At 37.5% G+C, this 19690-nt stretch carries 20 protein-coding genes; 11 read left to right on the top strand and 9 right to left on the bottom strand.

Annotated features, from left to right (window positions below; genetic code table 11):
- Positions 1–151 precede the first annotated feature (151 nt).
- The 5 genes from ACY2A0_RS14805 (at position 152) to ACY2A0_RS14785 (ending at position 4709) form a co-directional block, all read left to right on the top strand.
- On the top strand, positions 152–1060 hold the full coding sequence (locus ACY2A0_RS14805; RefSeq protein WP_461790244.1) for an ABC transporter ATP-binding protein: 909 nt from the start codon (positions 152–154) through the stop codon (positions 1058–1060).
- Positions 1053–2387 carry an ABC transporter permease gene (locus tag ACY2A0_RS14800; protein WP_461790243.1) on the top strand — a complete coding sequence of 445 codons (1335 nt, stop codon included), beginning with the start codon at positions 1053–1055 and terminating at the stop codon, positions 2385–2387. Before ACY2A0_RS14805 ends, ACY2A0_RS14800 begins: the two co-directional genes overlap by 8 nt.
- 267 nt (positions 2388–2654) lie before the next feature.
- Positions 2655–3098: a hypothetical protein gene (locus ACY2A0_RS14795; RefSeq protein WP_461790242.1), complete on the top strand. Its 444-nt coding sequence runs from the start codon at positions 2655–2657 to the stop codon at positions 3096–3098.
- 196 nt (positions 3099–3294) lie between these two features.
- Complete coding sequence (locus ACY2A0_RS14790) at positions 3295–3753, top strand: OsmC family protein (RefSeq protein WP_461790241.1); 459 nt, start codon at positions 3295–3297, stop codon at positions 3751–3753.
- A gap of 35 nt (positions 3754–3788) precedes the next feature.
- Positions 3789–4709 carry a Ppx/GppA phosphatase family protein gene (locus ACY2A0_RS14785; protein WP_461790240.1) on the top strand — a complete coding sequence of 307 codons (921 nt, stop codon included), beginning with the start codon at positions 3789–3791 and terminating at the stop codon, positions 4707–4709.
- A gap of 42 nt (positions 4710–4751) precedes the next feature.
- On the opposite strand, the gene ACY2A0_RS14780 is transcribed toward ACY2A0_RS14785, so the two are convergent.
- Positions 4752–5972, bottom strand: coding sequence for an ABC transporter permease (locus ACY2A0_RS14780; protein ID WP_461790239.1), 1221 nt, complete (start codon positions 5970–5972; stop codon positions 4752–4754).
- A 157-nt stretch (positions 5973–6129) separates the two neighbouring features.
- On the opposite strand from ACY2A0_RS14780, the gene ACY2A0_RS14775 reads away from it, so the two are divergent.
- The gene (locus ACY2A0_RS14775) at positions 6130–7299 is read left to right on the top strand and encodes an exo-beta-N-acetylmuramidase NamZ family protein (RefSeq protein WP_461791066.1); all 1170 of its coding nucleotides are present in this window, start codon (positions 6130–6132) and stop codon (positions 7297–7299) included.
- 146 nt (positions 7300–7445) lie between these two features.
- Here the strand turns inward: ACY2A0_RS14775 and ACY2A0_RS14770 are convergent, their stop codons facing one another.
- A complete protein-coding gene (locus tag ACY2A0_RS14770) occupies positions 7446–8102 on the bottom strand; it encodes a protein-L-isoaspartate(D-aspartate) O-methyltransferase (protein WP_461790238.1) in 657 nt (218 codons plus the stop codon).
- Between the two features lie 182 nt (positions 8103–8284).
- Here ACY2A0_RS14770 and ACY2A0_RS14765 point away from each other — a divergent pair, with 182 nt between their 5' ends.
- Positions 8285–8968 carry a hypothetical protein gene (locus ACY2A0_RS14765; protein ID WP_461791589.1) on the top strand — a complete coding sequence of 228 codons (684 nt, stop codon included), beginning with the start codon at positions 8285–8287 and terminating at the stop codon, positions 8966–8968.
- On the opposite strand, the gene priA is transcribed toward ACY2A0_RS14765, so the two are convergent.
- Positions 8965–11439, bottom strand: a complete 2475-nt coding sequence (gene priA / locus ACY2A0_RS14760; protein WP_461790236.1) for a replication restart helicase PriA — start codon at positions 11437–11439, stop codon at positions 8965–8967. The genes ACY2A0_RS14765 and priA overlap by 4 nt on opposite strands.
- Entirely contained in the window at positions 11439–11825 is a 387-nt protein-coding gene (locus tag ACY2A0_RS14755; protein ID WP_461790235.1) for a DUF423 domain-containing protein, read from the bottom strand. The genes priA and ACY2A0_RS14755 overlap by 1 nt, the downstream gene beginning before the upstream one ends.
- Before the next feature lie 90 nt (positions 11826–11915).
- Here ACY2A0_RS14755 and ACY2A0_RS14750 point away from each other — a divergent pair, with 90 nt between their 5' ends.
- Positions 11916–13475, top strand: coding sequence for a hypothetical protein (locus tag ACY2A0_RS14750; RefSeq protein ID WP_461790234.1), 1560 nt, complete (start codon positions 11916–11918; stop codon positions 13473–13475).
- Between the two features lie 11 nt (positions 13476–13486).
- The gene (locus ACY2A0_RS14745) at positions 13487–14908 is read left to right on the top strand and encodes a DUF5723 family protein (RefSeq protein ID WP_461790233.1); all 1422 of its coding nucleotides are present in this window, start codon (positions 13487–13489) and stop codon (positions 14906–14908) included.
- A 31-nt stretch (positions 14909–14939) separates the two neighbouring features.
- Here the strand turns inward: ACY2A0_RS14745 and tsaB are convergent, their stop codons facing one another.
- The 5 genes from tsaB to ACY2A0_RS14720 all read right to left on the bottom strand — a co-directional run bounded on the left by tsaB (position 14940) and on the right by ACY2A0_RS14720 (position 17208).
- Positions 14940–15626 carry a tRNA (adenosine(37)-N6)-threonylcarbamoyltransferase complex dimerization subunit type 1 TsaB gene (tsaB, locus tag ACY2A0_RS14740; protein WP_461790232.1) on the bottom strand — a complete coding sequence of 229 codons (687 nt, stop codon included), beginning with the start codon at positions 15624–15626 and terminating at the stop codon, positions 14940–14942.
- Positions 15627–15884: 258 nt separating this feature from the next.
- Positions 15885–16115: a membrane protein insertion efficiency factor YidD gene (gene yidD, locus ACY2A0_RS14735; RefSeq protein ID WP_461790231.1), complete on the bottom strand. Its 231-nt coding sequence runs from the start codon at positions 16113–16115 to the stop codon at positions 15885–15887.
- Positions 16102–16494: a ribonuclease P protein component gene (locus tag ACY2A0_RS14730; RefSeq protein WP_461790230.1), complete on the bottom strand. Its 393-nt coding sequence runs from the start codon at positions 16492–16494 to the stop codon at positions 16102–16104. The genes yidD and ACY2A0_RS14730 overlap by 14 nt, the downstream gene beginning before the upstream one ends.
- Positions 16495–16559: 65 nt before the next feature.
- Positions 16560–16718, bottom strand: coding sequence for a 50S ribosomal protein L34 (rpmH, locus tag ACY2A0_RS14725; RefSeq protein WP_113635860.1), 159 nt, complete (start codon positions 16716–16718; stop codon positions 16560–16562).
- 337 nt (positions 16719–17055) lie between these two features.
- Entirely contained in the window at positions 17056–17208 is a 153-nt protein-coding gene (locus ACY2A0_RS14720) for a lmo0937 family membrane protein (RefSeq protein WP_113635858.1), read from the bottom strand.
- A 252-nt stretch (positions 17209–17460) separates the two neighbouring features.
- On the opposite strand from ACY2A0_RS14720, the gene ACY2A0_RS14715 reads away from it, so the two are divergent.
- Positions 17461–18195 (top strand): ImuA family protein, encoded by a 735-nt coding sequence (locus ACY2A0_RS14715; protein ID WP_461790229.1) that lies wholly within the window; start codon positions 17461–17463, stop codon positions 18193–18195.
- Complete coding sequence (locus tag ACY2A0_RS14710; RefSeq protein ID WP_461790228.1) at positions 18192–19688, top strand: Y-family DNA polymerase; 1497 nt, start codon at positions 18192–18194, stop codon at positions 19686–19688. The genes ACY2A0_RS14715 and ACY2A0_RS14710 overlap by 4 nt, the downstream gene beginning before the upstream one ends.
- Positions 19689–19690: the final 2 nt, after the last annotated feature.

The raw sequence follows: 19690 nt of genomic DNA, 5'->3' as shown, positions 1-19690 counted from the left end.
GAGATCAACAAATTATTTGTAACTATTTTGTTATATAAACGAATTTAATAACTTATTGGATTCAAACAAAAAAATATATTTCTGCAAATAGCCTTTTTAAGTAACAAAATAGCATTTTTGACATCTAATTAACAGAAACTAAACAACACATATGTTAAGCGCAAAAAATATTGTAAAACAGTATGCTACCCACCGAGCCTTAGATGATGTGAGCTTGGAAGTAGAGAAAGGAAAAATCTTTGGTTTATTGGGCCCAAATGGTGCCGGTAAAACTTCCCTCATTAGGATTATTACGCAAATTACAGCGCCTGATAGCGGCGAAGTATTTTTTAACGGCGAACGACTAAGTCCTAAACATATTTCTCAAATTGGCTACCTGCCGGAAGAACGCGGCTTGTACAAAAAAATGGAAATCGGTGAACAGGTGCTTTATCTTTCTAAATTAAAGGGACTGCATAGTGCTGAAGCAACCAAACGAATTAGATATTGGTTTGAAAAGCTGGAGATGAAAGATTGGTGGAACAAAAAAGTGGAAGATTTGAGCAAAGGGATGCAGCAAAAGGTGCAGTTCGTAGCCACTGTTTTACACCAACCGGAATTGATTATCCTCGATGAACCATTTTCAGGGTTCGACCCAGTGAATGCCGACATCATTAAACAGGAAATTTTGGAGTTAAATAAAAACGGTGCAACCTTTATTTTCTCCACGCACAGAATGGAAAGTGTTGAGGAACTTTGCGATAATATTGCACTCATCAACAAATCACATAAAATTTTAGATGGCGCTGTGGACGACATCAAAGCAAGCTACCGCAGCAATACCTATTGGATTAATTTCGAGGGCGACTACCCTATCACTTCCAATGAAATTTACGAGGTGAAGCAAACCGAAAAAGTTAAAAACCAAACTGTAGCAAAATTGCAGTTGAAGGATAACAGAACCGCAAACGAAGCATTGGCACAATTACTTCCACACGTGAATATTCACCGTTTAGATGAAGTGATACCAACCATGAACGATATATTTATTGAAAAAGTGAAAGGGCAAAACCATGAATAAAATTTTACTGATTATCCAAAGGGAATACTTATCTCGAGTAAAGAAAAAAAGTTTCATCATCATGACTTTTTTAACGCCTTTACTTATCGCCGGAGTTTACGGTTTAATGGGCTATTTCACCTATAAAGGAATAAAGGATACCCATAATAATGTTGCTGTGGTTAGCAATAATAAAACCCTTACCGAAAAACTGCAAACAGATAAGAACATCACTTATACTTATTTGACCACCAGTTTGGATGAGGCCAAAAAAACGCTAAAAAAATCGGATTACGACTATATTTTATACTTGCCTGAATTTAGCTTGGAACAACCTAAAGGCGTAGAGCTTTTTGGAGCTAAACAAGCTGGCATGTCTTTAAACAAGCGTATTTCTGGAGATATTGAAGAGCTGATCAAAACCCAAAAATTGAAGCAGTCGGGTATTTCGCAAAGCGATTTGGACAAACTGAAAACCGAAGTAGATATTTCTAACAAGAAAATAGCAGATACAGGGGCTGAAGAAGAATCAAGCGCTGGCGCAAGTACGTTTATCGCCTTTACTGCCGGCATCCTCATGTTCATGTTCATCATGATGTATGGTATCCAAGTTATGCGTGGGGTAATCGAAGAAAAAACAAGCCGTATTATCGAGGTAATGATTTCTTCAGTAAAACCTTTTCAATTAATGATGGGCAAAATTATTGGAATTGCGTTGGTAGGACTAACACAGTTTATGTTGTGGATCGTGTTAACTTTAACCATCAGCACCGTAGCAGTAAGCGTATTTGTAGGTAAAGATCAGGTAAAAGAAATTGCAGCATCTACACAAGCTCAAGGTCAAATTACCAGCGGACAAACTACCGTAAACGCTGCACCTGTAGGACCTATTGGCGATATTCAAAAAAGTTTGGCGGGTTTAGATGTCACTAAAATTGTTGCCGTATTTATTTTCTTCTTCCTTGGCGGATATCTCTTCTACAGCGCACTTTATGCCGCAATTGGCTCAGCAGTAGATAGCGAAACGGAAACCCAGCAATTTATGATGCCGGTGATGTTGCCTTTGTTGTTAGGTTACGCCCTATCATTAAGCGTAGTGACTAACGACCCTTATGGCAGTACCGCTTTTTGGCTTTCGGTAATTCCATTTACATCGCCAATTGCTATGGTAGTGCGTATTCCGTATGGCGTTCCCGCTTGGGAGTTAGCTTTATCCATGGCAGTACTAGTTGGTGGCTTTATTGCCACCGTATGGATTGCCGGACGTATTTACCGCGTTGGTATTTTGATGTACGGAAAGAAAACCACGTTCAAAGAAATGTTCAAATGGTTTACTTATAATAATTAAAGTAAGGAACAAAGACCAAAGATTTTTATGACATTGCTAAAAGCGTCTCTCTCCAATTTAGGGGAGAGATGCGGAAGGCAGAGAAGATTCAGAAAAGCACTTACAGTAATACTATCTAACCTGCAGTCCTGCCAACCGCTCATACTGCACAGGCATTAGCCACAAGGCCGGTATCCGCTCTTGTCAGGTTTATTTAACAAAAGCTTTTGCATACCAACACCAATCCTTTACTAGGATCAAAGCTTCAGCAAATCACCAAAACACAGCATGACCTTAGGCGACTACGTAAAAAAGAGAAATGGTGTTCCAATAGGACATCCAAAGTCACTTAGAAACAATCTCTATCGCTCTCTTAGCGCTAAAAACTTCGCTACATTTTGGACTTTCTGGAATCCAATTTTCGGATATTATTTAGGTTCAAAGATATTCAAACCACTCAAAAAACGATTACCAGTTGGAGTTGCGTTGGTATTTACCTTTATTTTCTGTGGGTTGATACATGATTTAGCGACCACCATAGTGAGAGGAAAACCCTCCTTATTCTTTGCCGTTTGGTTCTTGATTATGGGAACCTTAGTAGCCATTTCCAAAAACTTAACCTACGATTTGTCAGACCAAAAATGGGCATTGCGTACACTAGCAAATTTGTCTATCATCACAATGTGTTTATTTCTTACCATTTATTTTAATACTATCTTAGGCTTTTATTAAAGGTAAATCGCTCGTGATTTCGGGATAATTATTAAAACTTTGAATGGTGACATGATTTCCTTTTGATTGTTAAAATAATTTGAGTTCGGGATAAGAGAATTATGCCATTTGCTGGCGATAGCGCTTCAAATCTTCGTTCAGCTAATTTTCCAGATTGAGAACCTCGAAGAACAGCGTTGAAATAAATTTTAAAAGGATGCCATTAAAACACTTATTCAAAGCTATACTGAATTGGCAAAACAAAGCCGATTCCCAAAAAACACACATAAAAAATCATACAATTAGTTTTGAGGGCAAGTCAGACTTACACGTATCTGCGGCCAAAGCTTTTAAGGGCGACCCCAGTTTACATAACCCTGAAGATTTACTTTTAAGCAGCTTAATGTCCTGCCACATGATGTCTTATCTTTACGTGTGCAGCTTACATCAAATAAATGTGTTAACTTATACCGATAATGCGACAGGCACTTTAGAAACTGACGAAAAAGGTAGCGGTAGATTTATAGAAGTACATTTGCAACCTGTAGTAACCATTGATAATCCAGCGCAAAAAGAGCTAGCAAATGCTTTACATCAAAAGGCAAACGAATTGTGCTTTATTGCTAACTCTTGCAACTTTAAGGTATTGCATACTCCAACTTGCAACGTTGGCTAAATTCTAAATTTAGTTCGCAAAATAAATAAAAGCTAATGAAAATTGCAGCCATTGATTTAGGCACAAATACTTTTCATCTTATCATTGCAGAAACGCTAAACGGTGAGATGAAGATCCTTTACAAAGCTAATCAGCCCGTTAAATTGGGTGAAGATATCACCAAAGAAAATAAAATTATTCCAACGGCTTTTGAAAGAGGCATTACTTGTTTAACCGATTTCAAGTCAAAGCTTGCTGAATACGATGTAGATCAATTGCGTGCCGTTGCCACTTCTGGTGTAAGGAGCGCTTCAAACGGCCAGTCGTTTATCCAACAGGTGAAAATAAATACAGGAATAGAAATAGACGTGATTGGAGGCGAAGAAGAAGCTCATTTAATTTATGATGCTGTGAAATATAGCGGTGCAATAAACGGAAAGTCATTAATCATGGATATTGGCGGAGGAAGCACCGAATTCATTTTTTGTGATGAAAATGGTTTAAATTGGAAAAGAAGTTTTGACATTGGTGCAGCTAGACTAATGCAAAAATTCTTCAAGTCGGACCCCATCCAAGCTGCCGACCAAGCCAATATCAATGCTCATTTAGAAAATACCTTGCAAGAATTGATTACCTACGGCAAGCAATTTGGTGCTGAAACTTTAATTGGGTCAGCAGGAGCCTTTGAAACCTATGCTTCCATTTTACAACCAACGCTCAACATCAACCACATTGCCACAGCTAATATTGATAAAACAGCATATCATGAACTTGCGGCGCAGCTGATGGCGTCCAATCATTTAGAACGTACTCAAATTCCGAACCTAATCCCGTTGAGGGTTGACATGATTGTTATGGCTACGATGATAACAGATTATGTGCTTAAAGCTTTAAATATTAAGCAAATTAAGCTTTCCACTTACGATTTAAAATTTGGCGTGCTGCAGAATTTGGCCCAAAATGCCGGGGCAAAATAGCAGCTTTACACCATGTTGGATGTAAAGAATGACCGGGAAATTTTATTTAAACCTAATGGCCTTTAACGGACTAATTCTACTTACCAGCATTGAAGGTAAGATCAACACCACAGTACAAATCAACAAAGTAGCTAAATTAAGCAATAGCACATCTGAAAAATGTAGCTCAATAGGAACATAATCTAAATAGTAATTAGTTTGTTGGAGTTTAAATATGTGCGTGTATTGTTGAAAATAACAAATTCCTAAGCCAAGAATGTTTCCTAACACCAATCCAATGCCAACCAAATACGTTGCATTGTAAAGGAAAATCTTCATCATACTCCAATTGCGCATCCCCATTGCTTTCAGCATGCCAATCATATTTGCACGTTCTAAAATCATGATAAGCAAAGCAGTAATCATATTAATTACGCCAACTATAAGCATCAGTGCTATGATAACCTGTGTATTCACATCAAGTAAGGAAAGCCACGTAAAAATCTCTGGAGTACTTTCTTCTACAGACCTGGAGCGCAGTTTTAATTCCAATCCTGCATAAACTTCATCGGCAACCGATCTTAACTGTTTAAAGTCTTTAATTTTAACTTCAATACCTCCTGTTTCTTGCGCTTGCCAATTATTCAGCCTCCTAATAAGTGAAAGATCTCCAATAACAAAAGTCTTATCTAAATTTTCGATACCGATATTATAAATTCCTACAATAGTAAGTTTACGCTTACGTGGAGGATTTTGAACGAAATGCATAACGAAGCTATCCCCTACTTTAAGCTTTAGTCTCTTGGCGATATATTCAGAGATCAATAGCTGCTGGGCCGCCTTTGTGCTATCCGCAAAATCAATCACTTTTCCACCAACTAAGTGCTTTTGCAGGTAGGTCCAATCGTAGGTTTTGTCAATTCCCTTATAATTAACTCCCTCCACTTCGCCATTGGCAACAATAATGGCTGGTTTAGTTGCGAAAGGGTAAAAAGAATTGATATTGTTGTTACTTCTTAAATTTCTTAATGTAGTATCGCTAGGTATAAATGGCGATTTCTCAAAAGACCCGTTCAAATCATAGCGGTAAATCTGGATATCGCCAACGAAACCGCGAACCTTATCTTGTATTTCAGTTTTGAAACCTCTAATAATTGCCAACGACAAAATCATTACCGATAAGCTCAGCATTACACCAATAATGGCAATCCGCACAATCAGCTTTGAAAAGGTTCTTTCAGCTTTTAAAGAGATTCGGCTAGCTATGAAATATTCTACATTCAACTTTTTGCAATAAATTGTAACTTAGCAAAAGTGCTAATTCAACATTAGATTAACGCATTAATATCAAAAAAACCCGATAATGAACAAATCAATCGCATTTTTAAAAATTTTTGTCGTTGTTTTCACTTTTGCTGCCTGCGGACAAAGCAGCAAAAAAATGCAAAAAACAAAAACAACCGTCATCTCAAAACAAACCAGTACAGCTTTTAAAACAGGTGCCGAACAAACAGCCTTGTATCTTCCGTTATTAAAAGGAAAACGGGTGGGCATGGTTGTAAATCCCACGTCTGTAATCGGAAAAACAACTACTGTTGACAGTTTGTTGAAACTGGGTGTTAAAATAGTAAAAATATTTGGACCAGAACACGGATTTAGAGGTAACGCTAGTGCGGGCGTACATGTAGATAGTGAAGTAGACACGAAAACGGGAATCAAAGTGGTATCATTATATGGCAAACAAAGCACGCCAAGCAAAGAAAACCTAGCCGATATTGATGTGATGATTTTTGATATACAAGATGTAGGCGTACGGTTTTACACTTACATTAATACGTTGCAACACGTAATGGAGGCATGTGCTGCTAATGGTAAGGAGGTAATGATATTTGACAGACCTAATCCCAATGGGTTCGTTATTGACGGCCCAATCCTAGATCCCAAATTTAAATCAGGAATTGGATTGCAGCCTATTCCAGTAGCACACGGTTTAACTGTTGCCGAATATGCACAAATGCTAAATGGCGAAGGCTGGTTGAAAGATCAGTTAAAGTGCAAAATCACCATCATCAAAAATGCCAACTACAACCACGATATGCCTTATGAGCTGCCGGTGAGTCCTTCTCCAAACTTGAACACACCTCAATCTATCTTGCTTTACCCAAGCACTTGTTTATTTGAAGGTGTTTATGTGAACCACGGCAGAGGCACCAAATTCCCTTTTACTGTTCTGGGCGCTCCTTATTACAAAGGCATATACAACTTCTCATTTACACCTATAGGCATCAAAGGAATGGCAGAAACGCCGATATTTAAGGATGAGATTTGTTACGGAATCGACCTTAGAAATTACGACACTTCAGTATTCAGGAAAACCCGTCAAATTAACATCCAGTGGCTGATGGAACTCTACCAGAAATCGCCTAAAAAGGAAGATTTTTTCAACACCAAGCTGAGCAAAGAAATGGGAACAATTGAAAAATTAATTGGCGTAGCCGATTTCAGGCAGCAAATTATAGACGGCAAAAGTGAAACTGAAATTAGAGCCAGCTGGGAGCCGGGCCTAAGTAAATACAAAGAAATGAGGAAGAAGTATTTGTTATATCCTTAACTATTAGGGGCTAGGGGTTAGGGATCAGCGGTTAGTCTTTAGTGGTTAGTCTTTAGTGGTCAGTAGTCAGTATTAAAGGGTTTAGGGCATTACTAGAAACTTAACTTAAAACTAACACCTAATTCCTGATCCCTAACACCTGTACACTACCAAGCTTGATCGCCAACGAGTGGAACAAACCTAAACGTATCTAGTTCGATCCTATCATATTCGTTCTCACTTACTCTAATTACGGTAATCATCTTTTGTGATTTTTCATCTCCTACCGGAATTACTAAAATACCACCGATTTTTAGTTGCTTTAATAGGATTTCAGGTACAAATGGAGCTCCGGCAGTAACTATAATTTTATCGTAAGGCGCATGATCACTGATTCCCTTAGAACCATCGCCAAGAAAAAAATGCGCATGATAGCCCATTCCAGGCAATACCTTAATAGTTCTGGCATATAAATTCTCCTGACGCTCGATGGTAAAAACTTCAGCACCAAGCTCCATTAAAACACAGGTTTGGTAACCTGATCCTGTACCAATCTCTAAAACCTTATCGCCTTTTTGTATATGTAAAAGCTCGGTTTGGTAAGCTACCGTATAAGGCTGCGAGATGGTTTGTCCATCGCCAATTGGAAAAGCAATATCCCTATATGCCTGATTCCAAAAAGTTTCATCAAAGAAAAAATGGCGTGGCACTTTACCGATTGCCCTCAACACTTTAGCATCAGAGATGCCTCTTTCTTTTAAAGTTTCTACAAGTTTTTTTCTTGCACCTTTTTCGCGATAATTATCTACAAACTTATAAGCCATTTGTGCCAAAAATAGGCTTAAAGTAGCTATGCAACCAAATCATAATTACTAAAAATTACTAACACACTTGCTATTGAACTATGTCATTGGTTATTATTTTTACAACAAACACATATTGGCATACTACTAAAAGTGGTATGCTATCAAATATTTTATATTTTTGCCACATTAACAAAGTTTGCATGAATAGATTTTTACTCATAATCGCATTATTACTAATTAATACTGGTGTATTTGCACAAGTTGATGGCAACTATAACTACAGTATTGGCATTAGGGGCTACAGCTTAATGCAGTTGCCTAAAATTGCACAGCAAACTAATACAGATGATTTTAACAATGTTTGGTTGAGTGGAGGCATGCTTAAATTAAACGATAACCAAATGGCTTTCAGGATAAGCGGTCATTATTTATACAAGCGAGATTATTCATTCAACAATCAGTGTGAAACTTGTGAATCTGCGTTGGGCAACCTTTCAGATTTCAGTGCGAAACTAGGCTTTGAAAAAAACTTCAATTATTCAATACTTCAGCCATATTTTGCTAGTGATTTTGGATTTCGATCAACAAGTTTCAAAGGCACAGTAAAACAAGTAAATACAAGCAGCGTTAAAAAACCTTATTCCCTAAACACATCCAAAAATGGTGGAACCTTTACACCTGTTTTAGGTTTAAAGATTAATTTGACCAAACAAGTCAGTTTTTTTACTGAATCGAGTTTAGATTTCTTTTACTTTTATGAAAGACAAGAAACTGTTTTGGGAGATGCTGCAGAAACAAGAACTTTTGCCAAATACTACAAATTTGAAGCCTTACTGAATCCAATATCAGTTGGCTTACAACTACATCTTGTTCGTAAAAACTAATATGGATCCACGTCGATTTGTGTAATCACACTTCTGAAGTCCTTCTGCGAGTTAAAATCCCTAATGGTGCTTACCAACACTCCTTTCACTTTTTGGATGGCCGCAGTACGCTCAATTTTAAGAATGATCTGCTTGATGTAGTAATTTCTAACCCGCGACACCAAAGGTTGCTCAGGGCCTAAAACACGTTTCCCCAGTTGGCCCCGCAAGTTAGCCGCTAGCGTTTGTGCAGCTAAGTTGAGTATATCAGCGTCCTTATGTTTTACATTGATGAAAATCAAACGTGAGAAAGGTGGATAATTAAACTGACGACGTTCCTCCAATTCATCGGCATACATTTGTTCGTAATCGTTGTTAATCACCTGCTGGATAATACGATGGTCATCGGCATATGCCTGGATACAAACCTTACCTTGTTTATCTCGGCGGCCTGCCCTACCAGCAACTTGCGCTAATAGTTGATAGCTTCTTTCAAAAGCCCTAAAATCAGGATAATTCAGTAAGGTATCTGCGTTGATTACACCAATCAGGCTCACATTTTCAAAATCCAAACCTTTGGCTACCATTTGGGTTCCGATAAGAATATCAGCTTTCTTTTCCTGAAAATCTCTAATGATCTGCTGCATTCCGTTCTTAGAACGGGTGCTGTCCAAATCTAATCGAGCAATTTTAGCTTCCGGAAAAAGCAAGCTCAGCTCCTCTTCAATGCGTTCAGTGCCGAAACCTTTCTGCTCCACATGAACCGAACCACAAGCTGGGCAAACATTAATGCTGCTCTGATAGTAACCGCAGTAGTGGCAATGCAGTTTTCCGCTAGATTTGTGATAGGTTAAGCTTACATCGCAATTAACACATTTGGGCGCATAACCACAGGTAGCACACAGCAATATTGTAGCATATCCCCTACGGTTTTGAAAAAGAATGATCTGCTCTTTTTTCTCTAGCGCTTCAACAATATCATCTACCAATACACTCGTAAAATACGAAGTCATTTTTTTCCGCTTGGTTTCCTCCGCAATACTTACCACTTGCTGTAAAGGGAGCTGAACGCCGCCAAAACGTTGGTTCAATTCAACAAGTCCATACTTATCGGTTTTTGCGTTATAATAGCTTTCAAGCGATGGCGTTGCCGAACCCAGTACCACTTTAGCTTTATGCAAATGCGCTAAAAAAATAGCCGCATCCCTCGCTTGGTAACGCGGCGCTGGATCGTATTGTTTGTAAGAATTTTCATGTTCCTCATCAACTACTACTAAATTAAGTTGTACAAAGGGCAACAATACCGCAGAACGAGCACCGAGAACAATCTGATAAGCGCCTTTTGACACCTTATTCCAAATCTCAACACGCTCGTTATCATTAAATTTGGAGTGATAAACACCAATTTTGTTTCCAAAATAAAACTTAAGCCTTTCAACAATTTGCGTAGTTAAGGCAATTTCAGGAAGTAAAAAGAGTACCTGCCCACCATTTGCAATTGCTTCTTCAATCAATTTAATGTAGAGCTGAGTTTTGCCCGACGCTGTTACTCCGTGCAACAATACCACATCCTTTTCATTGAACTGCTGTTTGATCTGACTTAGCGCTAATTGCTGCTGATCACTCAATTTGAAATCAGCATCAAATACTTCACCGTCATCATTCAACCTACTCACAGATCGCGTTTCTAAATCGAAAATGCCTTTATCCACTAAGCTCTTAAACGCTGATTGGCCACTACCACTCTCTTCAATTAATTGCGCTTTGGAAATAAACCCAGCTCCTTTACTCAACTTTAAATAAGCTAAAAGTGCATCTAACTGCTTTGGGGCCTTCTCTAGTTGTGCAAATAATTGTCTTAAATTTTCATCTTCCTTATAAAAGTCGTTCAACTTTATGAAAGATTTCAACAAAGGCTTATACTTATCAACTACCTCTTCAGCTGCAACAATTACCTCTTTAGCTATTAGCGAATTTACCAGTGGATAAACCGTTTTTTGGCCAAGTAAACCTGCTACCTCATCAATACTAATGCGATGTTGTTTTTGCAGCACTTCAAAAATTAGTTGTTCTTTGTCGTTAAGCTGTAACTCGCTAGGTAACTCATCCCTTAACAAAAGCATTGTTTCACTGGCAAGTTTTAAACCAGTTGGCAAAGCTGCCGACATTACATCGCCTTCGTTGCACAAATAGTAAGAGGTAATCCATTCCCAAAACTCAAATTGTTTTGCGTTAACTACTGGATATTCGTCAACTACATCAATAATATATTTTGCTTCGTAATGTTTGGGAGGGTTATTACCAATACTTTTTACTAGGGCAGTATAAATTTTATGTTTACCAAACTGCACTACCACCCGTTTTCCTACGGCAATAGCTTCGTTCAATTCAAAAGGCACTCTGTAGGTATAATTAATTGCCAACGACAAGGGCAAAACTACCTCAACAAACAAGGTTTCCCTCTCCGTAAAATCCGATGCCAAAAACTGCATTATTTATCTCTAAAAGCGGCTAAAAAAAGAAACACCCATCCTAAAATAAAGCACACACCTCCAATAGGGGTTATTGGCCCTAAGTAATTTGCAAAACTTAACTGGAGGGCTTCTTTGACTGCCAACAAATACAGCGAACCAGAAAAAAGAAAAATACCGAGGCAAAAGAACAAGAACGACAAACCAATTAGTTTGTTCTTATAACGAGCGAAAGTAGATAAATACAGTATGGCAAATGTATGGTAAAATTGGTAATCAACTCCTTTTTGCCAAATATCTAACTGATAGGGCGAAAGTAGACTTTTTAAACCATGGGCCCCGAATGCCCCAAAAACAACAGCTAAGGCTCCGAAAACAGCGGCAGTTAAAATTATTCTTTTGTTCATAGTAAAGCGGCAATATATGTCGCTAAATTAACAAAATGGCTTCATAATCTCTGTAATAGCAAAATTAAATTAAATTTGCATGAGTTAGTTATGAGAAAAATCTATATCACCATTGTACTATTAATATTGGGCGTAGCAGGTATGGCCTATCTGTATTTTTCCAATTTGATGCAAGACAGTAATAATAACGACCATGCACTTTATGCCGTAGTCAACAGCTCCCCTGTAATTTTTACTTTCGAAAACGACAAAGGGTTTTATGATATATTGAGTAAACAAGAGGTAACTAGTCAACTGTTGGGCGAACAAAAAAGTAAGTTGCTTCAAGCGTTAAAAGAAACGATAGTTGACAACAACAGCGTAAATGGAGGGATAGAAGGGAAAAAAGTGATAATTGGTTTTTTACCCGGGCAAAACAACTCGGTTGATTTTATATTAGCGGCACAGCTTTCAACAACTGATTTTAACGAAAACAGCATAAAGAACATTAAAGCTAATATTAAAAAAGAAAGCAATTATTATGAAGTAAAGTTTGGAGACACCGCCATTTGTTATATCGCTTACAAAAATCAATCTGTTTTTGTTTCTAATTCTAAACATGGCATAGCACAAATCAATACATCCAAAAGCACAGAAAACGACTTTGCTGATTATATAAAAAACAACAGCAGATTTGCAAAAAACACTCTTGCCAACGTTTATATCAATTATAAGCAGCTTCCATTGCTATTAAAAAACATCCTTAATTCCACTTTAACTGGTGAACTCAGCATATTTAACAAACAAGATACTTACGCAGCATTAAGCTACAATTTTGGCACTGATCAGCTTTTACTCAATGGCTACACGGAATTAAACGGCGATACAAATTTCTTCAAGTTGTTTACAGAGCAGAAAGAGCAGAAAATTACTATAGACCAGTGCTTTCCTGAGCAAACGGCCAATTATACGTTGTTCGCCATAAATGACTATTTAAAATGGAGCGAGGGTTTAAAAAACCTTCAAAAGAAAGACAAAAAAGATAGCGGGATAGAAAAACAGCTTAAGGAAATAAATGAGAGATATCGCATTAAAATAGAGCAAACCTTCCCTATTTATTTCAACAAACAGCTTGCAGTTTTGCAACTTAAAAGCGGCGAAAAAATAGGCGTTATTGATATTAAAAATGGAGACAAACTAGCGCAACTTTTGTTAGATTTAAGCACCGAATATGCTCCAGAAATCAGAATATTTAAGGAACCTCATTTGTTGGATATTTTTTTCGGGGAACCTTTCAATAAATTTGAAAGACCTTTTTATACGGTTATAGACAATCATTTTATTGTAGCTAACTACGCCAGCACCTTACAAGTTTTTTTAAACAGTTACCGCAACAATCACTTATTGGTTTCTACTGACCATTACACCAACTTTAAAGATCAAATATCCAACTCGGCTACTATCGCTTTTTATATCAACAGGGCAAATAGTATCGATATTTTCAGTAAAAATTTAAAAGCACCTTACTACAAACAATATCAATCAAAAAATGGCGTTAGGGACTACAATGCCTTTGGATACCAGCTATCTGCGGACAATGGCAAATTTTTGAGCAACATACTGCTACTCAAAAACCAAACAACAAAAACAATAGACAGCCTGAAATATTAAATTTAGCGTTTATGAGAGCACGTCTTGTTATACTAATTTTGATCATTAGTTCATTTAGTGCCCATTCGCAGCAATATGCGCTTTTCAACACCAAAACACTTTTCGACTCTTTTGAAAATCCAGCTCAGAAATCCTTTGTACTGGATTCTTCCAGACAATTTGCATCCAATTTTTTAATCCCGTATTTAGATATCAGCAGCTTAAACAAAGGCAACTCTAACGAGGCGATTAGACGTTTGGTTACGAAAAATTATAGCCAAAGCAGGATAGGCAAATTTGAAAACCCTCAAACAGTACGTGAAAACATCAACATTTATCTCGTAAACATAAGGTTGTTTAAGTACCACAAATTCCATAGCGAGATGGGTTTTTCATGGCAAATAAAAGTTGAAAACACAATCGACTACGATGAGAATATAAGCAAAGGGCTGTTTTACGATACCTTTAGCAAGTTTGTAACCATACCGAAAATTAATGTTTTTAACAACAATGGTCGATTACAATCCTATCATCAAATTAGCTTCAATTATAGAGAAAATTACAATAAACGCTGGGCACTGGGCACCAAACTAAGCTTATTGAGTGGAATCGGCTACGCCGAATTTAATGCAGATAGGTCGTCGGTAAACATTGATGGTCCAAACAATATGATGGATATTTCCATGGCTGCAACCTATCGTTTGAACTATCCAGAAGATGGAGTTTTCAATTTCAAAAACGCCTTACCATTTAAAAACTTTGGTGCTGCCATTAGTTTGGGTACCACTTACACTACAAAATCGGGCATTTTTTTAATGGCGAACATAAAAGATTTGGGCTTTATTAGATGGGGAAAAAATTCTTACACTGGATATTTTGATGTTGACAAAACTAATGTGCCAATAACAGGCAACCCGGGAGAGCAGAGCGAAGCAAAATTTCAAAGGACCTTGGAAAGGCTAGCTAAAGAAAATACAGATCAAAAAAGATTTGTTACGCCTATTAACAGCAGAGCCGATTTCCTGATCTCCAAAACATTTGGCCCATACACTCCTAATTTAATTGTTACTAAAAATATATTCAATAAGTTTGGTGAAGCTGCATTTGTAAACACTATTAAATCTGGAAATATTTCTTTTAGCGTTACACCAAGCTACAACACGGATAAAAACTTCAGACTTGGCGCCCAAGGAATGTATCAAACCCCAAATTTTGAAATGTTTTTAGGAACTAATGATTTAATACAAACTTATTACGCTAGTAAAGACATTATACAAGATAACGCGGATGCTGGAACAGGCTACAATCGAGGTTCGATTTATTTGGGAATGGCCTTTAAAATAGGCTATGTAGTAGAACATCCAATGAACATGAGCTGGATGCCCGGAATTAACGATAAAGACCGTAAAAGTTTTTTCAGCAAGATATTTGGCATTTTTAAGAAGAAAAAATAGTAGCTCCCTGCCAGAACTTCCTAACCAACAATTAAACTTTCTTTTTGGGCGTAGTTAACACAAAGTCTTTTAAGTAAAATGGCTCAAAATAAGCTACATCTTCAAATGATTTTGATTGAAAAGCATCATGAGCCAATCCGCTCATTAAAGCGGCGCTATTAAAGTTTTCGTTATAGAAATGTCCATTTGGATGATCGAGTGTTGGCTTACATTTTTCGGCACCATCACCAATAAAAGCCACAAAATGGTTCTGTAGCTCAAGAGCAAAACTTTTTTCGTCGATGATTTTTGCATGCGTATGTTGCACCTCTGCCAAATCATGGCTAAATACCGCGGTAAAAACCTCCATTCTGCGGGCGTCAATCATTGGGCAAATTAAACCACCAAAATTTGGATGGTGGCTCAGGTAACCACTAGCCATCATCTTTAAAGTATTAATGGCAATTAATGGCTTATCCAAAGCAAAGCATAAACCTTTAGCTGTTGAAACCCCAATACGCAAACCAGTATAAGAACCTGGGCCTTTGCTTACTGCAATGGCATCTAGATCGGCATAATTTATACCGGCAGATTTCATCACATCCTCAATAAATAACGTTAAGCTAGAAGCATGAATATTTTGCGCTTTCTCTTCTTTTATCGCAATAGTTTTTCCATCTATTGACAAGGCCACCGAACAAACCGAAGTTGCTGTTTCTATCTGAAGTATCGTTCCCATTAGCCGCAAATATACGTTGATTATTGATTAATCGGATATTGGCTAATTGTTAATTATTAATGGTTAATTGTTGATTTAGTTAATCGGTTAATTGTTAATTGGAATTGACTGAATATAAAATTGCACCCAACCACTAATACCTAATACCTAACCACTAATACCTGACCACTAAAATACCTGATCACTGACACCTGATACCTAATCCCTAACACCTAACACCTAACCACTAATACCTAACCACTAATACCTGACACCTAATCACGGCACAGGATCATGCCCATGTCCTCCCCAAGGGTGACAACGACCAATACGTTTGAGTGTTAACCAACCACCTTTAAACGGACCATATTTTTTAATTGCCTCCACCCCGTATTGCGAGCAAGTTGGCGTATACCTACAACTGGCTCCTAGCAACGGAGAAAGCAATAACTGATAAAGTTTAATGATTCCTAGAAACAACCAAGAAAATAATTGCCTAACTATTTTCATCGCCAATTTGTGTTATTAACTTTTTGAAGAGCTGACCAAGTCTTTTTTCTAAAAAATCATAAGGATGAATTTCCTTTCCTACATATTGCAAACCTAAAAGCAGCAATTGATTGTTACCTTCCAGTTTTTCGTATAACATGGATTGTTTTTGCAAACGATATGCCTCACGAGTACGGCGTTTGATCAAATTACGATCATGAGCACGCTTATAACGTTTTTTAGCAACGTTGATTACTACCTGTGCAGGAAATTGATGCGGCTGGGCGTCCAGTAAAAAAGTGGCCCTATAAGGATATAATAAAAAAGAAGAGCCTTTTTTGAATAGCAAGTCCAAAGACTTTTTGCTACATAAACGCTCTTCTTTAAAAAATTTTTTCATTTTTTTGATTGCTAAACTGCAGAAGTGAATTGATCTGCCTTCACCTAAACGGTGGCAATCAAAAATTATGCTTTATGACGACGCTCGTCAGAAACTGTCAATCTTTTTCTTCCTTTTGAACGGCGAGAAGCTAAAACTCTTCTACCGTTTGCTGTAGCCATTCTTTCGCGGAAGCCATGTTTGTTTCTTCTCTTTCTTTGCGAAGGTTGGAATGTTCTTTTCATAACTATATAATATCTTAACTAGAGTTTTTAATAAGAGGTGCAAATATAAAGCGATATTTTTAAAATTGCAACAGCTAGTTGATTTATTTTAAAATAATCAGAAACTGTTTAAATTTCTGTTGATTAACATACAGGTGTCATGTTGAGCTTATCGAAACATTTTTTAACAAGTAGTCTTCGACAAGCTCAGACTGACAAGTAAAAAAGTTTAACTGAAATTTAAACAGTTTCTCAGAAAATAGCCAGTGTTGAGCAGGCATCCCACAAATATAAAAAAGCCCGATAGGTGACCTAAACCTATCGAGCTCCATTTATTAACTAACTACAAATTTTCCTTCTAAGCGGCCCCTCTAATTACTCTTAATAAGATAGCCACAATTGCAATTACAAGTAAAGCGTGAATAATACCGCCAGTGTAATAACCTCCTAAGAAACTAATTGCCCAAATGATTACTAATATCACTGCAATTACGTATAATAAATTTCCCATAACCTTTGATGTTTAAGTAAGTAAATTGTTAATTGATCTGATTTTAATATCTAAACAGCGAGGTTTTGAAATTGTTCTGAATATTTTGAAGATATTATGACGAAAGTTTAGTTCTGTTTAATAGCAGCTACTTATACCATCCTAAATTCATTCTTAGCTTTTAAGATTGATATCAAATTAAAAAATCAACGGACAAAAGTTCTAAATACTAAAATTTTTACTAATTTTACTAAATATTTTAGTATTTAAATCATGAATAATCCTGCCCAAAAACTCATTATACAACGCCTGCAGCGCCAAATTTTGGATTTGGAAGGCTTTAAAACCAACACTAAGCATGAGCAATCAAAAATAGGCTTCTCCCCTATCGAAAAACATTTTCCCAATCAGGTTTTCCCAACTGGAACCATACATGAATTTATAAGTGAACAACCAGAAAATACGGCCTGCACCAGTGCTTTTATTTTTGGACTGCTATCCAAACTTCATCCACAGCAAGGTATTTATATATGGATTGGCAAGCAAAAAAAATTGTTCGCCCCCGCACTTACTTTCTTTGGTACATCTCCACACCATATCATCTTTATCAACTTAGCTAAGCCTAAAGATATTTTATGGGCTACTGAAGAAGCTTTGAAATGCAAAAGCTTAAGCGGCGTAATTAGCGAAGTAGAAGGAATTAATTTTGCACAATCTCAACGCTTGCAACTCACCGTTGAAAAAAGCAAGGTAACGGGTTTTATTTTACGAACACAACCTGAAAATATTACCGCCACCGCTTGTGCTGCCCGTTGGAAAATTACACCACAGGCAAGTGAAAACACAGAAAATATTCCAGGAGTAGGTTTTGCTAACTGGCAAGTAGAGCTGCTAAAAGTACGCAACGGTAGCACTGCAAATTTTACAGTAGCTTGGCGCAACCAGCAGTTTTATGTTAACGAGCAAGATAAATCAGCACCATTTTTATCACAAGCTATTGGTTCATGAAAAAGCGATATGTTTCTATATGGTTTCCACATTTGGTTTGCGATCAAATGGCAATTAAGCAAAAGGAGTTGAAAACACAAGCCTATGCTTTAGTGGCGCACGAACGCAACAAGCAAATGATTGTAAATGTAAGTCACGAAGCTAAAAAATTAGGCTTACGACCAAACATGCCCTTAGCTGATGCCCGGATTACATTTCCAGCACTACAAGCTTTTAAATTCCAGCCTCAGCGTCAGCAAAAACTACTAAAAAAACTTGCAGAGTGGTTTATCAGGTATAGTCCAAGCGTAGCTTTAGATGAACCAGATGGTTTATTTTTGGATGTTTCGGGATGCACACATTTATGGAAAAACGAAGCATCGTATTTAAAGGAAATTAGCTCGCGACTGGAAAAAGAGTACCATTTCCACATCGCTATTGCTGATACGATTGGTGCCGCTTGGGCACTTTCACATTTTAGTACACAGCAAATTGCAGCACCCGGGCAACAAATGCAAGCCTTACTCAACTTACCTCCTATGGCTTTGCGCTTGCAAGATCCCATTTTACAGCGCCTATCAAAATTGGGTTTTCACCACATTGCTAGTTTTGCACACATAGCCCCCACCACATTACGTAGGCGATTTGGAGACGAGCTTAACCTGCGTATGGGGCAAGCAATGGGACAACAACAAGAAGCTTTTAATGCTATTGAAGAGCCCAATCCATATAGGGAAAGACTGCAATGCCTAGAACCCATACAAACCGCTAAAGGAATTGAAATTGCCATTGAAAATTTGCTGGAAATCATTTGCGAACGTTTAAAGCAAGAAGGTTTAGGAATACGAAATGCCACCCTAAACGCCTATCGCCTTGATGGCAAATTACAGCAAATTAAAATTGGCACTAACCAGCCATCCATCCATATCAAGCATCTTTTTAAATTATTCGAACTTAAGATTAAGCAAATTGAACCTGATTTGGGCATCGAGCTTTTTATATTGGAGATTTTAAAAGTAGAGCATTTAACCCAACATCAAGAAGCGCTATGGCATACCAACACCCAAACCAATTTCACAGAAATTGCTGAATTGCTTGACAGGATCAGCATTAAAGCTGGCAAAAATGCCATAAGGCGATATTTACCTCAAGAACAGCATTGGCCAGAAAATAGCATCAAAGCAGTAACCGATTTGACAATACAACCGCAAACCGACTGGCCCACACACAAACCCAGGCCAACGGTACTATTAAATCAGCCTGAAACTATAAAGGTTACAGCTCCCATTCCTGATTATCCGCCTATGAACTTTACCTACAAAGGGCAAATACATCGTATTATTAAAGCTGATGGACCTGAGCGCATTGAACAAGAATGGTGGATTAACGATGGTAAACATAGGGATTATTACTGCGTAGAAGATGAAAAAGGCCAGCGCTATTGGTTATTTAGGTTAGGTCATTACGATAGCAAAGTGCCTGCACAATGGTTTATTCACGGATTTTTTGCTTAAAC

This window comes from Pedobacter sp. (genome assembly GCF_965249885.1).
In the GTDB taxonomy this organism is placed as follows: Bacteria; Bacteroidota; Bacteroidia; order Sphingobacteriales; family Sphingobacteriaceae; genus Pedobacter.
Note: the sequence above shows the minus strand (reverse complement) of the source record. Positions and strands in the feature narration are given on the sequence as shown.

Excerpts from the sequence above, each read along its gene's own strand:
- ACY2A0_RS14770 (WP_461790238.1), bottom strand. The coding sequence starts at position 8,102 with ATGGCTTATAAGTTTGTAGATAATTATCGCGAAAAAGGTGCAAGAAAA.
- rpmH (WP_113635860.1), bottom strand. The coding sequence starts at position 16,718 with ATGAAAAGAACATTCCAACCTTCGCAAAGAAAGAGAAGAAACAAACAT.
- ACY2A0_RS14800 (WP_461790243.1), top strand. The coding sequence starts at position 1,053 with ATGAATAAAATTTTACTGATTATCCAAAGGGAATACTTATCTCGAGTA.
- ACY2A0_RS14765 (WP_461791589.1), top strand. The coding sequence starts at position 8,285 with ATGAATAGATTTTTACTCATAATCGCATTATTACTAATTAATACTGGT.
- ACY2A0_RS14715 (WP_461790229.1), top strand. The coding sequence starts at position 17,461 with ATGAATAATCCTGCCCAAAAACTCATTATACAACGCCTGCAGCGCCAA.
- ACY2A0_RS14805 (WP_461790244.1), top strand. The coding sequence starts at position 152 with ATGTTAAGCGCAAAAAATATTGTAAAACAGTATGCTACCCACCGAGCC.
- priA (WP_461790236.1), bottom strand. The coding sequence starts at position 11,439 with ATGCAGTTTTTGGCATCGGATTTTACGGAGAGGGAAACCTTGTTTGTT.
- yidD (WP_461790231.1), bottom strand. The coding sequence starts at position 16,115 with ATGAAAATAGTTAGGCAATTATTTTCTTGGTTGTTTCTAGGAATCATT.
- ACY2A0_RS14755 (WP_461790235.1), bottom strand. The coding sequence starts at position 11,825 with ATGAACAAAAGAATAATTTTAACTGCCGCTGTTTTCGGAGCCTTAGCT.
- ACY2A0_RS14750 (WP_461790234.1), top strand. The coding sequence starts at position 11,916 with ATGAGAAAAATCTATATCACCATTGTACTATTAATATTGGGCGTAGCA.
- ACY2A0_RS14730 (WP_461790230.1), bottom strand. The coding sequence starts at position 16,494 with ATGAAAAAATTTTTTAAAGAAGAGCGTTTATGTAGCAAAAAGTCTTTG.
- ACY2A0_RS14720 (WP_113635858.1), bottom strand. The coding sequence starts at position 17,208 with ATGGGAAATTTATTATACGTAATTGCAGTGATATTAGTAATCATTTGG.
- ACY2A0_RS14790 (WP_461790241.1), top strand. The coding sequence starts at position 3,295 with ATGCCATTAAAACACTTATTCAAAGCTATACTGAATTGGCAAAACAAA.
- ACY2A0_RS14785 (WP_461790240.1), top strand. The coding sequence starts at position 3,789 with ATGAAAATTGCAGCCATTGATTTAGGCACAAATACTTTTCATCTTATC.
- ACY2A0_RS14745 (WP_461790233.1), top strand. The coding sequence starts at position 13,487 with ATGAGAGCACGTCTTGTTATACTAATTTTGATCATTAGTTCATTTAGT.
- ACY2A0_RS14795 (WP_461790242.1), top strand. The coding sequence starts at position 2,655 with ATGACCTTAGGCGACTACGTAAAAAAGAGAAATGGTGTTCCAATAGGA.
- tsaB (WP_461790232.1), bottom strand. The coding sequence starts at position 15,626 with ATGGGAACGATACTTCAGATAGAAACAGCAACTTCGGTTTGTTCGGTG.
- ACY2A0_RS14710 (WP_461790228.1), top strand. The coding sequence starts at position 18,192 with ATGAAAAAGCGATATGTTTCTATATGGTTTCCACATTTGGTTTGCGAT.
- ACY2A0_RS14775 (WP_461791066.1), top strand. The coding sequence starts at position 6,130 with ATGCAAAAAACAAAAACAACCGTCATCTCAAAACAAACCAGTACAGCT.